At 72.6% G+C, this 14,165-nt stretch carries 14 protein-coding genes; 3 read left to right on the forward strand and 11 right to left on the reverse strand.

Features of this window, described 5'->3' with window-relative positions; all coding sequences use genetic code 11:
* Window positions 1-7: 7 nt before the first annotated feature.
* The 3 genes from FB458_RS02375 to FB458_RS02385 all read right to left on the reverse strand — a co-directional run bounded on the left by FB458_RS02375 (window position 8) and on the right by FB458_RS02385 (window position 3,408).
* On the reverse strand, window positions 8-955 hold the full coding sequence (locus tag FB458_RS02375; RefSeq protein WP_141846433.1) for a carbohydrate ABC transporter permease: 948 nt from the start codon (window positions 953-955) through the stop codon (window positions 8-10).
* A complete protein-coding gene (locus FB458_RS02380) occupies window positions 952-1,938 on the reverse strand; it encodes a carbohydrate ABC transporter permease (RefSeq protein ID WP_141846435.1) in 987 nt (328 codons plus the stop codon). Before FB458_RS02380 ends, FB458_RS02375 begins: the two co-directional genes overlap by 4 nt.
* Before the next feature lie 141 nt (window positions 1,939-2,079).
* Window positions 2,080-3,408 (reverse strand): ABC transporter substrate-binding protein, encoded by a 1,329-nt coding sequence (locus FB458_RS02385; RefSeq protein WP_141846437.1) that lies wholly within the window; start codon window positions 3,406-3,408, stop codon window positions 2,080-2,082.
* Window positions 3,409-3,756: 348 nt separating this feature from the next.
* Here FB458_RS02385 and FB458_RS02390 point away from each other — a divergent pair, with 348 nt between their 5' ends.
* Window positions 3,757-5,445: a fumarate hydratase gene (locus FB458_RS02390; protein WP_141846439.1), complete on the forward strand. Its 1,689-nt coding sequence runs from the start codon at window positions 3,757-3,759 to the stop codon at window positions 5,443-5,445.
* A 9-nt stretch (window positions 5,446-5,454) separates the two neighbouring features.
* Window positions 5,455-5,973, forward strand: a complete 519-nt coding sequence (locus FB458_RS02395; protein WP_246061025.1) for a beta-class carbonic anhydrase — start codon at window positions 5,455-5,457, stop codon at window positions 5,971-5,973.
* 28 nt (window positions 5,974-6,001) lie between these two features.
* On the opposite strand, the gene FB458_RS02400 is transcribed toward FB458_RS02395, so the two are convergent.
* The 5 genes from FB458_RS02400 to rplM all read right to left on the reverse strand — a co-directional run bounded on the left by FB458_RS02400 (window position 6,002) and on the right by rplM (window position 10,771).
* A complete protein-coding gene (locus FB458_RS02400) occupies window positions 6,002-7,690 on the reverse strand; it encodes a glycoside hydrolase family 66 protein (RefSeq protein WP_170185548.1) in 1,689 nt (562 codons plus the stop codon).
* The gene (locus FB458_RS21195; protein WP_170185549.1) at window positions 7,687-8,283 is read right to left on the reverse strand and encodes a QsdR family transcriptional regulator; all 597 of its coding nucleotides are present in this window, start codon (window positions 8,281-8,283) and stop codon (window positions 7,687-7,689) included. The genes FB458_RS02400 and FB458_RS21195 overlap by 4 nt, the downstream gene beginning before the upstream one ends.
* A gap of 74 nt (window positions 8,284-8,357) precedes the next feature.
* On the reverse strand, window positions 8,358-9,710 hold the full coding sequence (glmM, locus tag FB458_RS02405; RefSeq protein ID WP_141846443.1) for a phosphoglucosamine mutase: 1,353 nt from the start codon (window positions 9,708-9,710) through the stop codon (window positions 8,358-8,360).
* Window positions 9,711-9,811: 101 nt separating this feature from the next.
* Window positions 9,812-10,318 carry a 30S ribosomal protein S9 gene (rpsI, locus tag FB458_RS02410; protein WP_141846445.1) on the reverse strand — a complete coding sequence of 169 codons (507 nt, stop codon included), beginning with the start codon at window positions 10,316-10,318 and terminating at the stop codon, window positions 9,812-9,814.
* A 9-nt stretch (window positions 10,319-10,327) separates the two neighbouring features.
* Window positions 10,328-10,771, reverse strand: coding sequence for a 50S ribosomal protein L13 (rplM, locus tag FB458_RS02415; protein ID WP_141846447.1), 444 nt, complete (start codon window positions 10,769-10,771; stop codon window positions 10,328-10,330).
* A 289-nt stretch (window positions 10,772-11,060) separates the two neighbouring features.
* Here rplM and FB458_RS02420 point away from each other — a divergent pair, with 289 nt between their 5' ends.
* Complete coding sequence (locus FB458_RS02420) at window positions 11,061-11,651, forward strand: helix-turn-helix domain-containing protein (RefSeq protein ID WP_141846450.1); 591 nt, start codon at window positions 11,061-11,063, stop codon at window positions 11,649-11,651.
* Between the two features lie 19 nt (window positions 11,652-11,670).
* Here the strand turns inward: FB458_RS02420 and FB458_RS02425 are convergent, their stop codons facing one another.
* From FB458_RS02425 to FB458_RS02435, 3 genes are all read right to left on the reverse strand, one after another.
* Window positions 11,671-12,342, reverse strand: a complete 672-nt coding sequence (locus FB458_RS02425; protein WP_141846452.1) for a hypothetical protein — start codon at window positions 12,340-12,342, stop codon at window positions 11,671-11,673.
* 65 nt (window positions 12,343-12,407) lie between these two features.
* Window positions 12,408-12,977, reverse strand: a complete 570-nt coding sequence (locus tag FB458_RS02430; protein WP_141846454.1) for a hypothetical protein — start codon at window positions 12,975-12,977, stop codon at window positions 12,408-12,410.
* 8 nt (window positions 12,978-12,985) lie between these two features.
* Window positions 12,986-14,155, reverse strand: a complete 1,170-nt coding sequence (locus FB458_RS02435) for an MCE family protein (protein ID WP_170185550.1) — start codon at window positions 14,153-14,155, stop codon at window positions 12,986-12,988.
* Window positions 14,156-14,165 lie beyond the last annotated feature (10 nt).

Consider the following 14,165-nt stretch of genomic DNA (forward strand, 5'->3'; position numbering starts at 1 on the left):
GGAGCCGTCAGCCCTTGACCGCACCCGAGGTGAGACCGCGGATGAAGAAGCGCTGCAGCGAGAGGAACACGATGATCGGCACGATGATCGAGATGAACCCGGCCGCCGGGATGAGCTCCTTGCCCTGACCCGTCTGGCCGAGCAGGCCCTGCGCCGCCACCGTCACGACGGCGTTGTCGCCGCGACCGAGGAAGAGCAGCGCGACGAGCAGGTCGTTCCACACCCAGAGGAACTGGAAGATCGCGAACGACGCCAGTGCCGGCAGCGACATCGGGATGATGAGCCGCCAGAAGGTCGTGAAGTGGCTCGCGCCGTCGATCTTGGCCGACTCGATGACCGCGTTCGGCAGCCCCGACATGTAGTTGCGCAGGATGTAGACCGCCAGTGGCATGCCGAAGCCGATGTGGGCGAGCCACACCGCCGGGAAGGTCCCGTTGAGGTGCACGGCGCTGTAGAGCTTGAGCAGCGGCACGAGCGCGACCTGGTTGGGCACGACGAGCAGGCCGACGATGACGACGAACATGACGTCGCGGCCCCGGAAGCTCATGAAGGTGAACGCGTAGGCCGCGAAGGCGGCGATGAGGATCGGGATGACCGTCGCCGGCAGGGCGACCGCGAACGAGTTGACGAACGCGTTGCCCATGTTGACGCCACCGGGCTGGTCGCTGAGCACCTGCTGGTAGTTGCTCAGCGTCCACTTGGTGAAGTCCAGCGGGCTGGCGATGACGGTCCACCAGCCCTCGGAGAACTGGACGTCGCGCGGGCGGAAGCTGTTGATCAACAGGGCGATGGTCGGGATCGTCCACAGGAGCACGATGATCCCGAGGCCGATCTTCACCCCCGTCGAGGCGCTGCCCTGTCCGCGGCTGGGTCGGCTGTGCTTGATCTTCTGCGCGGGGACGGTGTCGTCGGGCAGGTTCGGCGTACCCGTCCCCACCTGGATGTTGGTGGTCATCGAGCGGCCTCCTCGGCGCGGAAGTGACGGACCTGGTAGACGAGCACGGGGATCACGGCCACGAGGAGGATGACGACGATGGTCGAGGCGTAGCCGTTGTTGCGGAAGGTGAAGAGCTCGTCGTAGAACCGGCGGCCGATGACGTCGGTGTTGAACTGGCCGTTGGTCAGCACGTAGACGATGTCGAAGACCTTCATCACCCCGATGAGGACGGTGATGAAGACGGTGACGATCGTGCCCCAGATCTGAGGGACGATGATGGAGAAGAAGATCCGGCGCTCACCGGCGCCGTCGATGCGCCCGGCCTCGACGGTGTCCTCGGGGACCCCCTTGATGGCGGCCGAGAGGAGCACCATCGCGTAGCCGACCTGGCTCCAGACGAGGATGAGCATGAGCAGCAGGCTGTTGAGGTGCAGCGTGTCGGTCTGCAGCCACGAGAGGGGGCCCTTGTCGAAGAGTCCGAGGATGGCGTTCCACAGCCCCGTCTGCGGGGTGCCCGCGGGCTGGTAGTCGAACACGGTCGTCTTCCAGATGACCGAGGCCCCGACCATGGAGATGGCCATGGGCAGGAAGATCAGCGTCTTGGAGAACTTCTCGCCCCCCGGGTTGAGCCGGTCCGCGAGCACCGCGACGCCGAGACCGAGGACGACCGTGGCGGCCGGCACGATGATGATCCACAGCACGTTGTTGAACAGCGCCTGCAGGAACGTCGAGTCCGTGAGCAGGTCGACGTAGTTCTGGACGCCGACGTACGCCGTCGTCTGGTCGTTGGCGAACGAGTACTGGATGGTGACGATCGCCGGGTAGATGAGGTAGACGCCGATCGCGAGGATCGCGGGACCGGCGAACATCCAGGGCTTGACCCGGTCCTCCCACTTCCCCTTGAGCGACTCCGCCAGCTTGTTGAGGATCCAGAAGATGATCATCGCGCCGCCGATGCCGCCGATGATCGCGATGAGCGCGTTGAGGATCTTGATGACCATGGGCCGTCTCCGATGCGAGAGAAGGAGGGCGACGTCGTCGTCGCGTGGTCGTGCGCGGAGGAGGGGGTCCGCGTCCCCGGTGGAGCGGGAGGGTGCGGGTGCGGGGGTGGTCCGACCGGACCACCCCCGCACCTCACCTCGTCAGGAGCTGGTCTTCGGGAAGCTCTTGTCGATGTTGTCGAGCATGGTCGTCTCGTCCTCCTGGCCGGAGATCCACTTGACCGGTTCCGTCCAGAAGGTGCCGGCGCCGACCTTGGCCGGCATGAGGTCCGACCCGTCGAAGCGGGCGACCGACGCCTTGTAGAGGACGTCCGTGGCGATCGTGCGGATCGTGTTGTTCGGGTAGAGCGAGGCGTCGAAGGTCTTGTGCGGCGAGAAGTAGCCCGCCTTGCCGACCTCGGTGCCGTTGTCCTTGCTGGCGATGAAGTTGCGGATCTTCAGCACGTTGGCGTCGTTGTTGAACGCCGCCGCGAGGTCGCCACCGGCCTCGACCGGGTTGTCGCCTGCGGTCTTGGCCGGGAAGGCGGTGACGCCGACCGTCTTGTCGAGGTTGGCCACGACGTTGTCCGGGAAACCACCCTTGGCGGCGATGAAGGTCGCCTGCTTGAACAGGTAGCAGCCGGGGGGCTGGGTGAACAGGCCGTTGCCGCCGGTCTGGAAGTTCGTGGCGACGATGGCCTTGGTGCCACCGCGGACGTTGCCGTCGGTGAAGGCGATCTTCTGGAAGTAGTCGAACGCCGGCTTGATCTCGGGGCTGTTGAACTTCAGCTCACCCTTGACCCACTTGTCGTAGTTGTCCGGCCCGGCGTAGCGCAGGACGAGGTCCTCGATCCAGTCGGTGATGGGCCAGCCGGTCGCCTGACCGGACTCCGCCGCGATGCACCAGGGGGTCTTGCCCTCGCCACGGATCTTGTCCGTCAGGGAGGTCAGCTCGTCGAGCGTCGTCGGGACGGTGTAGCCACCGGCCTTGAAGGCGGCCTGGTCGTACCAGAGGAGCGACTTCACGCTCACCGAGGACGGCAGGCCGTAGACCTTGCCGTCGGCGCAGGTGCCCGCGTCGACGAAGCCGTTGACGAGGGTCTCCTTGTCGGTGCTGACCGTCGCGTCGTCGTACGGGATGAGCTTCTGCTGCTTGGCCAGGTCGCACATGAGGCCCGGCTGCGGGAAGAGGCCCACGTCGGGCGGGGTGCCGCCGGAGACGCGGGCGTTGATCTCCGTGTCCCAGGAACCGGCCTTGGTGAACTTCACCGTCACGCCGATGGACTGGGCGTACTTGTTGACGTCCTTCTGGAAGGCCGTCTCCTGCTCGTTCGAGAAGCCGTACATCACCTCGACCGTGCTCTTGCCGGCTCCCGAGGCGGCCGCCCCGTTGTTGGAGCTCGTCGACGGGGTCGACGAGAGGCATCCCGAGGCGAGGCCGGCCACGGCGGCCGCGGCGATCGCGGCTCCTGCTGCCCTGCGCGTGATCATTCCAGTGCTTCTCCTTTGAAGGCCGGGCCGCAGCCCGCTGTGACGAAGATCGGCGTCAGCCGACCGTGGTGTCCACCGGTCGATGAGACCGAACAGTAACCACGCCCGTGCGGTTTGGACATGACCGCGGGCGTGCCGAGACCTCACCGAGACCTACCGGCCCGCTCCGTGACCACGGGGCGCCGCCTGCAGAGAAGTAAAAACGTTTTTACCCCGGGGCGCAAGATGGTGCTCGAGGTGGAGCGGTCACGGTTGCGTAACGCCCGTCGCGGCCCCGGCCGGGCCCCGTCGGTAGGGTGACGGGGGCGCAGCCCGCGCCACCGACCGACCCAGGAGCACGACGACACCGTGGCCGAGTTCGCCTACGAGGACCTGCTGCCCATCGGCCCCGACGAGACGTCGTACCGGCTGCTGACGACCGAGGGGGTGCGCACGGTCGAGGGCCCGGGTGGGCGGACCTTCCTCGAGGTCGACCCGGAGGCGCTGCGGCTGCTGACCGCCGAGGCGATGCACGACATCGCGCACTTCCTGCGCCCCGCGCACCTCGCGCAGCTGCGCCGGATCGTCGACGACCCCGAGGCGAGCGACAACGACCGCTTCGTCGCGCTCGACCTGCTGAGGAACGCCAACATCGCGGCGGCCGGCGTCCTGCCGATGTGCCAGGACACGGGCACCGCGATCGTCATGGGCAAGCGCGGCCAGCACGTCCTCACCGAGGGCACCGACGAGCGCGCGATCGCCCACGGGGTGTACGACGCCTACACCCGGCTCAACCTGCGCTACTCGCAGATGGCGCCGGTGACGACGTGGGAGGAGCGCAACACCGGCTCCAACCTGCCGGCCCAGGTCGAGCTCTACGCCGACACCGAGCCGGGGCACGAGACGACGTACAAGCTGCTCTTCATGGCCAAGGGCGGCGGCAGCGCCAACAAGTCGTTCCTCTACCAGGAGACGAAGGCGATCCTCAACGAGGAGAGCATGATGCGCTTCCTCGACGAGAAGCTGCGCTCGCTCGGGACGGCCGCCTGCCCGCCGTACCACCTGGCCATCGTCATCGGCGGGACGAGCGCCGAGTTCGCCCTCAAGACGGCCAAGTACGCGTCGGCGAAGTACCTCGACGCCCTCCCGACGACGGGCGACGCGGCCACCGCGCGCGGCTTCCGCGACACCGCGCTCGAGGAGAAGGTGCTCGAGCTGACCCGGCGGATGGGCATCGGCGCGCAGTTCGGCGGCAAGTACTTCTGCCACGACGTGCGCGTCGTGCGCCTCCCCCGGCACGGCGCCTCGCTGCCCGTCGCGATCGCCGTCTCCTGCTCGGCCGACCGGCAGGCGCTGGGGAAGATCACGGCGGAGGGTGTCTTCCTCGAGGAGCTCGAGCGCGACCCGGCCCGCTTCCTGCCCGACACGACCGCCGAGTCGCTGGGCCGGGAGCAGGACGACGTCGTCGCCGTCGACCTCACCCGGCCGATGGACGAGATCCTCGACGAGCTGACCCGGCACCCGGTCCGCACCCGCCTGTCGCTCACCGGCCCGCTCGTCGTCGCGCGCGACATCGCGCACGCGAAGATCAAGGAGCGCCTCGACGCCGGCGAGGAGCTGCCGTCGTACCTCAAGGAGCACCCGGTCTACTACGCGGGCCCGGCCAAGACGCCCGAGGGGATGGCCAGCGGCTCCTTCGGACCGACGACGGCGGGCCGGATGGACTCCTACGTCGCCCAGCTGCAGGCCGCGGGGGGCAGCAAGGTCATGCTCGCCAAGGGCAACCGCAGCAAGCAGGTCACCGACGCCTGCGCGACGTACGGCGGGTTCTACCTCGGCTCGATCGGCGGCCCGGCCGCGCGCCTGGCGCAGGACTGCATCACCAAGGTCGAGGTCCTCGAGTACCCCGAGCTCGGCATGGAGGCGGTGTGGCGGATCGAGGTCCGCGACTTCCCCGCCTTCATCGTCGTCGACGACAAGGGCCACGACTTCTTCGCCGCCCTCGCGCCCGGCACGACGCCGGTCGCCACCACCATCCCCGTCCGCCCCGGTGCCTGAGGAGACCGCGTGACCGAGACCCCGCACGACCCCGCCTTCGACGACCTGCTCGACGCGAACCGCGAGTTCGCCGACCACTTCGCCCTCGCCGGCTTCGACGGCATCGCCCGCCGCGGCGTCGCGATGCTCACCTGCATGGACAGCCGCATCGACCCGCTCGGCATGATCGGGCTGACGGCGGGCGACGCGAAGTTCGTCCGCAACCCCGGCGCCCGGCTGACGCCGGTCGCCCTCGAGGCCATGGTCCTCGGCGTCCACCTGCTCGGCGTCGACCGGATCCTCGTCGTCCCGCACACCCGCTGCGCCGTCGCCTCGAGCACGACGCAGGAGATCACCCAGCGGGTCGCCGAGCACGCCGGGGTCGCCGAGTCCGGCCTGGGCATGGAGTTCCACACCGTCGACGACCAGCTCGCGGCGCTCGAGGACGACGTCCGCACCCTGCGCGAGCACCCGCTCGTCGCCGGTCGGGCCCAGGTCGGCGGGTTCCTCTACGACGTCGACACGGGCCTGCTGCACCGCAAGGCCTGAACCCCCTCGCCGGTCCCTCACCGGTCCCTCACCGGTCCACGACGAGCACGCACCACCCGGTGAAGGGCGGCAGGTCCACGACGACCTCGCCGCCGCCGGGTGCGGCGTCGTCGCCGTCCACTCCCGGTACGGCGTCGCGCACCGGCGCCTCGTGCAGCGCGGGGCCGCCGCCCGGGTGACCGACGACGGCCCGCGGGCGCTCGGCGACGAGCCGCAGCCGCAGCCGCAGCCCGGTGGCCGGCTCGAGGGCCTCGTGCGGGGCGTCCCACCGGGTGTCCGCCTGCCCGCGCAGGTCGAGCAGCGAGACGACGAGCCGGCCGTCGACCTCGCTCGGGCGGACCCAGACCTCGCCCGCGCGCGGCGACGGGCCATGGGGCACCTCGCCGTCGGCGCCGAGGAGGACGACGTCGCGGTTGACCCCGCCGACGAGGACGGGACCGAGGTCGCGGGCGCCCGGGTCGTCGAGCACGTCGGCGGTGGCGACGGCGAAGTCGGTCCACGCCCGCAGCGCGGCGACGGCCGCGGCGTCGAGGCTCCCGTGCCGCGGGTAGTAGGGGTCGGTGAGGACGCCGGCCACCTCGCCGAGCAGGAGCGACTGCCCGCCCGAGAGCCACACCGTGGCGAGCGCGAGCTGGGCGCCGGCCACCTCGCGCGGGCCGCTGCCGCGCGCGAACGGCGTGAGGTAGGCGGCGAGCACCACCGGCCGCCCGGGGGCGCGCTCGCGGCCGTCGGCCACGAGGGCCGCGAGGTCGACCAGCCCGGTGCGGGGCGGCCACACCTCGACGTACGTCGCGTCCTGGGCGGCGGCGGCGGTCGACCACACCGGGAAACCACCGACGTTGTTGAAGACCAGGGTGGTCCGCGGCAGCCGGTCGCGCACGGCGTCGACGAGCGCCGGGAACGCGGCCGCGAGGTCCACCACCCGGCCCCGCGCGTCGAGGGCCACCTTGGGGTCGCCGTACTGGTCCAGGTGCAGGCCGTCGAAACCGACCGCCTCGACGGCGGCGCCCATCTCGCGCACGACGTGGCGCACCCAGGCCGACCCCGGCGAGACGTCCATGACCCACAGGAAGTCGGCGAGGGTCCACGGCGCGCCGCCCCGGCGTCGCAGCACCTGCTCGGGGTGGGCGGTGGCGTACTCCCGACCCGCCCCGTAGACGGCGGCGTAGGCGATGCTGCGCCCTCCCACCGCGCGCACGGTCTCGACGACGGCGCGCACCGTGGCGAGCGAGAGCGGGCGGCCGAGCGCGTCGTCGTACGCGGGGAGGGTGTGCGCGTCGGGCGGGAGCAGCGCGGCGTGCCGGTACATCCAGTCGTAGAGCTGGACGTGGGTCAGGTGCGCGGCGCGCAGCCAGTCGGCGAGGTCGTCGAAGTCGTCGCGGCCGGGCCGGAAGTCGGCGACGAACCCGTAGCGCAGCCGCCGCGCCCGGTCGTCCAGCACGTCGAGCCCCGTCGTGAGCGCGACCCCGGGCCCGCCCACCGCGACGGCGTACGACCCCGCGGGCAGCGGCCCCAGCGCGACCCGCCGCCGGCCGCGCGCGTCCGCCGGCCCGGGGGCGAGCTCGGTGTCGAGCACCGGCTCCCCCAGGTGGGTGACCCGCACCCGCAGCGATCCGTCGCCCTCCGGCCCCGCCAGCAGGCCGTCGAGGAGGAGCACCACGTCGTCCCCGGGGGTGAGGGCGACCCGCTCGGTGAGCAGGTCGAGCCGGGCGGTCACGACGCCGGGACGGGCCCGGGCTGCACGGCGGCGTCGAGGAGCAGCGTCGTCACGGCGACGGCGGAGCCGACCTCGGGCTCGGTGCCGCGCAGCAGGTGCGAGTACATCATCGAGTCGGCGACCCGGACGATGGCGCGGGCGAGCACCTTCGCGTCGAGGCCGGGGCGTTCCTGGAGTCGGTCGCCGAGCCGTTCGAGGACGAGCTCGTGGACGAGCGCGGTGGCGGTGTCCTCCACCTCGCCCGGTCCCATGACGGTCCGCACGAAGAGCACCGGGTCGCGCTCGATGAGCCCGCGCAGCGCCTGCGAGCCGGTGACCGCCTCGACGAAGGCGACGAGGTGCGCGACGACGCCCGCGGTGCCCTCGGCGGTCACGGCGGGGCGGACCGCCCGCCAGGTCAGCTCGGTCTGCCGGGCCAGCACCGCCCCGAGCAGCGCCTCGTGGTTGCCGACCCGCCGGTAGAGGGTGGCGCGGCTGATGCCGAGGTCGACGGCGAGCGCGGACATGTCGATCGGGCGTCCGGCGAGGTAGTGGCCGGTGGCGGCGACGACGACGTCGGTCGGGGCGACGCGACGCAGGGCGAGGTGCTCCACGGCCGCATCATCCTCCGTCGCGCCCGCCCCTGTCCGGTGCGGCTCGCCCGTCGGACCGAACGGCCGAGGGGGGGTCAGCCGGTCAGCGAGAGGTGCGTGCGCACCGAGTCGGCCAGCCGGTCGGCGACGGCCTGGGCGCGCTCCTGGTCGACGGCCTCGACCATGACGCGCACGATCGGCTCGGTGCCGGACTTGCGCAGCAGCACCCGCCCCTCGGAGCCGAGCTCGTCGACCGCGGCGGCGAGGTCGGCCTGGACGCGCTCGTGGGTCTCGACGGCGTCCTTGTCGACGCCGCGGACGTTGACCAGCACCTGCGGCAGGCGCGTCATCACCCCGGCCAGCTCGGCCAGGGGGCGACCGGTCTGGGCCACCCGCGCGGCGAGCATGAGCCCCGTGAGGACCCCGTCACCGGTGGTGGCGTGGTCGAGCAGGATCACGTGGCCGGACTGCTCGCCGCCGAGGGCGTAGCCGCCGGCGAGCATGTCCTCGAGGACGTAGCGGTCGCCGACGCCGGTCTGGCGCACGGTCACGCCCTGCTCGTCCATCGCCCGCAGCATGCCGAGGTTGCTCATCACCGTCGCGACGACGGTGTCGCCGCGCAGGTCGCCGCGCTCGCGCAGCGCGAGGGCGAGGACGGAGAGGATCTGGTCGCCGTCGACCACCTCGCCGCGGTGGTCGACCGCGAGGCAGCGGTCGGCGTCGCCGTCGTGCGCGATGCCGAGGTCGGCGCCGTGCGCGAGGACGGCGTCGCGCAGCGGCTCGAGGTGGGTCGAGCCCACCCCGTCGTTGATATTGAGCCCGTCGGGGCTCGCCCCGATGACCTCGACGCGGGCCCCGGCCCGGCGGAACGCCTCGGGGCTCACGACGGACGACGCGCCGTTCGCGGCGTCGACGACGACGTGCAGGCCGTCGAGGCGGTGCGGCAGGACGTCGAGCAGGTGCGTGACGTAGCGCTCCCCGCCGTCCTCGAGCCGGCGCACCCGGCCCACGCCGGCACCCGTGGGCCGGGTCCACGGCTCGCGCATCCGCGCCTCGATGGCGTCCTCGACGTCGTCCGGGAGCTTGTGCCCGCCACGGGCGAAGAACTTGATGCCGTTGTCGGGCATGGGGTTGTGCGAGGCCGAGAGGACGACGCCGAGGTCGGCCCCGAGGTCGGCGGTGAGGAAGGCGACGGCCGGGGTCGGCAGCACCCCGGCGTCGAGGACGTCGACCCCCGCGGAGGCGAGGCCGGCCACGACGGCCGCCGAGAGGAACTCCCCCGAGGCGCGCCCGTCGGTGCCGACGACGGCCACCGGCCGGTGGCCGGCGAACTCCCCCGCCTCGCCGAGCACGTGCGCGGCCGCGACGGCCAGGTCCAGGGCGAGCTCCGCGGTGATCGCGGTGTTGGCCTCGCCGCGCACCCCGTCGGTGCCGAAGAGTCGAGCCACGGGTGGTCCTCCCTTTCCGGGGACAGCAGGACGGCGGCCCGGGGTCCCCCGGGCCGCCGTCTGGTGGTGCTGGTGGCTGCTCGCGCAGCCGCGTCGGTCGATCAGCGCTTGCTGTACTGCGGCGCCTTGCGCGCCTTCTTCAGACCGGCCTTCTTGCGCTCCGGGACGCGGGCGTCACGGGTGAGGAAGCCGGCCTTCTTCAGCGCCGGGCGGTTGAGCTCGGGGTCGACGCCGTTGAGCGAGCGGGCGACGCCGAGGCGGACCGCACCGGCCTGGCCGGAGGGGCCACCGCCGTGGACGCGGACGAGGACGTCGTACGCGCCGGCGAGCTCGAGCACCGTGAGGGGCTCGGCGACGATCTGCTGGTGCACCTTGTTGGGGAAGTACCCCTCGAGGGTGCGGCCGTTGATGGTCCACTGGCCGGTGCCGGGGACGATGCGCACGCGGGCGATGGCCTGCTTGCGGCGACCGGTCGCGGCACCCGGGGCCGACGCGGACGGGCGGGGCGCGTCGGCGCCACCCTCCACGGGGCCGGTGGACTGCGAGGTGTACTCCGAGACCTCGGGCTCGTCGGTGTCGAGGACGTCGACGTCGTTGATGTCAGTCACTGGGGTTCCTTACTGCGCGACCTGGGTGATCTCGAACGGGACCGGCTGCTGGGCCGCGTGCGGGTGGGTGGGGCCGGCGTAGACCTTGAGCTTGGTCAGCTGCTGGCGGGCCAGGGAGTTCTTGGGGAGCATCCCGCGGATGGCCTTCTCGACGGCCTTGGTCGGGTTCTTCTCGAGCAGCTCCGTGTAGGAGGTCGACTTCAGACCGCCCGGGAAGCCCGAGTGCCGGTAGGCCAGCTTCTGCGCGGCCTTGTTGCCGGTGAGGACGACCTTGTCGGCGTTGACGATGATGACGAAGTCACCGGTGTCGACGTGCGGGGCGAAGGTCGGCTTGTGCTTGCCGCGCAGCAGGACGGCGGTCTGGCTCGCGAGGCGGCCGAGCACGACGTCCGTCGCGTCGATGACGTGCCACGAGCGAGTGACCTCGCCGGGCTTGGGGGTGTACGTGCGCACGATGGTCCAGCTTTCGGATCGGGACGTGGTGGAGCGTCAGGGGTGGCGGTGCGCCGAGGCGCTCCGCGGTCGTCCTGGGAGCCCGCGCCCGAGGGCGGGACGGTCTCCGCTGCCCACAGGGGGCTCCGGATGACGACACCCCAGTCTAGAGGGCGCGGGGAGGGTGCCCCAAATCCTCCCGTACGACGCCCCGCACGCCCCTGACCTGCGATGACTCCCCGTACGACGCCCTCCGGAGCAGTCCCCGCCACGGGTGTGCAGCCGAACTGTGCACAGGTAGTGTGCACCTATGGCCGGTCCCGACCCCTCCTCCGCGCGCCTCGACCCGTCCGCGGTCAAGGTGCTCGCCCACCCGCTGCGCTCGCGGCTGCTGGCCCAGCTGCGGCGCTCCGGGGACGCCACCGCGACCGCCCTGGCGGGCGCGCTCGGGACGAACTCCGGGGCGACGAGCTACCACCTGCGCCGGCTCGCCGAGGTCGGGCTCGTCGTCGACGCGGGACCCGGTCGCGGCCGGGAGCGGGTGTGGCGCGCCGCTGCCGAGGGGCACTCGTGGGCGGCCGGCGACCTCGACGGCGACGAGGACGCCGTCACCGCGCTGGGGTGGATCGAGCGCGACTACGTGCGGCACTTCACGACGCGGGCCGAGGAGTGGCTCGAGGTGGCGCCGTCCTGGCCGGCCGGCTGGTCGGAGCACCTGGGCCTGACCGACCACCTCGTCCTCGTCACGCGCGAGCAGCTGGCCGCCCTGCAGGCCGAGCTGGCGGAGGTCCTGCAGCGCCACCGCCGCGTCGGTCAGGGCAACCCCAGCGCCAAGCGGGTGGCGGTCTACGGGTTCGCCTACCCCGTCGACCTCGACAACGTGCCCGCCCGCGAGGGCTGAGGTCGGCCGCTCACCGGGCTCACTGGGGGCGGATCTCGTCGATCCGCCAGGTGCTCCCCTGCCGCACCGCCCCGACGGCGAGCTGGGCCGCCGACGTCGCGCGCGTCCCGTCCGACGCCCGGGTCGAGGTCTGGTCGAGGAACACGAGCAGCCGCGCGTGGTCCTCGCCCAGCGTCTCCACCCCGGCCAGCTGCACCGTGGCCGTCATCGTCAGCTGCTGGCCGGCGGCCTTCTTCTGCAGCGTGTCGAAGAGCGTGCGGTACTGCGCCGACGCGTCGCCGACGAGCAGCCGGGTGGCCGCCTGCGACGTCGTCGCCGGGGTCCGGTAGTCGTAGGTGAAGACGGCGGCGAGGGCCGCGTCGACCTGACTGACGACCTCGTCGGTGCGGTCGGCGTCGACGAGCGCGAGGTTGCGCGCCGCGTCGGTCGAGCGCAGCCGCTGGGCCTGCACCCCCGCGGCGACGCCACCGGCGGCGGCCAGCACGCCGACCGCGAGCAGGGCGGCGACGACGAACCGGCCGCGGCCGGCCGGCGGCGAGCCCGGCTCGGGCTGCTCGGGCTGCTCGGGCGGCTGGGTCGGCTCGGGTGACTCGGGCGGCTCAGGCGGCTCGGGCGTCCGGGTCGGGTCGGTCGGCTGCGTCGCCTCGGGGGCCGGCACCGGCTCGTCGACCGGTGCGGTCGGGTCCGTCACGGGGGCGACGGCGCGCCGGGGGCGCCGCGGGGCCGACCGCGGGGTCGGGCTCGTCGTCGAGGTCGTCACTGGGCCACTCCCACCTGCTGCAGCTGCGACAGCTTCCACCGGCTCCCGTCGAGCGAGAGGTCGGCGGTGAACCGGTTGCGCTTGACGGTCCGGCTGCCGTCCTTCGCGACGACGGTCAGCTCGACGGCGGCGATGAGCCGCCCGGTGCCGGCGCGCTCGTCGAGCTCGGTGAGCGCCCCGTCGACGACGCGGGCCGTCGTGGAGGCGCCGGAGTCGACGAGCATCGAGCGCTGCTGCTGCGTCAGCTGGGCCAGCTGGTCGTGCAGCACCCCGGTCGTCGCGTCGAGCCAGGCCCGGTACGACGCGTCGAAGCCCTTGGCGTCCAGGCTGTTCATCACGACGATGTCCTGACGGCCCTGGAGGGTGGCCTGGTCCCGCAGTGCCGCGTAGCCGAGGGAGTCGTCACCCGCGGTGACGCGCCACCAGGCGACGCCGGCGACGAGAACGGCCACGCCGAGCGCGGCGACGACGCGCGCGAGCACCCGCAGCCGGCGCGAGGGCCCGCGACGGGTGACGCGCGTCGGGGGCGGGGCCGGCGTCGTCGCCGGACGGGTCGTGGTGCTCATCCTGCTCATCATCCCCCGCCGAGCAGGTCCGCGAGCGTGGTCGCGCCGGAGACGGTCCCGATCGGCAGGCGGGTGCGGTCCGCGGCGGCCAGCGCGGCCTGCGAGCCGCGCACGTCGCTGTCCGGGGAGGTCGGCACGCAGGCGGCGCCGGCGTTGACGCCCGGGCCGGCGCTGGTGTCCGTCGGGGGGCGCGCCGTCGTCCCGCCGTACCCGTTGGTGCACGGGAGCGGCTGGAAGAAGGAGGTGACGAGACCGACCTTCAGCCCGTCCTGGCCGACCACCGCGTGCGCGGCGCTCACCGCCGCGGGCAGCCGCACGTAGACGCCTTGGAGCCCTGCGGAGTTGGCGCTGAACACCTGGGCCGTCGTCACGAGGTTGCCCATGAGGACCCCGAGCGGGGCGCCGACGTCGTCGACGAGGCCCTGGACCTGGGCGGCGGCCCCCGGGGCGGTGCCGATGAGGGCCCGCAGGTCGCCGTCCGAGGACTGCAGCTGCGCGGAGATCTGGGCGAGGTTCGAGGAGAAGGTGGTGATGTCGCCGGCGCTGCGCTCCTGGGTGGCGAGCACCGTGCCGCTCGAGTCGATGAGCTGCTCGGTGACCTGGAGGTTCTCGGTGGCCCCGCGGGTGAAGGCGCGACCCGCGTCGATGAGCCGCTGCAGGTTCTCGCCGTTGTCGCGGGTGGCGGCGTCGAGCTCGTCGACGACGGTGCGCAGGTCGTCCTGCGGCACCGATCGGATGGCCCGGTCGCTCGCCGCGAGCACGGACTCGACCGACGGCGGCAGCTGGTCCGCCGAGACCCGCACGTGCGCGCCGGCCGCGAGCCACGGTCCGTCGACCCCGGGGTCGACCCGGGGTCGCAGGTCGACGTACTGCTCCCCCACCGCGGAGCGGTTCGCGACGACGACCGAGAGGTCGGAGGGGATCCGCGGCGCGCTGCCGTCGATGTGCAGGTCGGCCTGCGCCCCGTCGGCGGTGAGCCGGATGTCGCCGACGCGGCCGACGGAGACGCCGCGGTAGGACACGTCGGCGTCGGTGTAGGCGCCGCCGGTGTCCGGCAGGTCGAGGGTGACCGTGTAGCCGCTGAGGCCGAGCACGCGCGGCAGCTGCACGTAGCGGACGGCGATGACCGACAGGCCGACGACCGCGACGAGGACGAACAGCGCGATCTGCGTCGTCACCTTGCGGCCC

The sequence above is a fragment of the Lapillicoccus jejuensis genome, from assembly GCF_006715055.1.
Taxonomy (GTDB): Bacteria; Actinomycetota; Actinomycetes; order Actinomycetales; family Dermatophilaceae; genus Lapillicoccus; species Lapillicoccus jejuensis.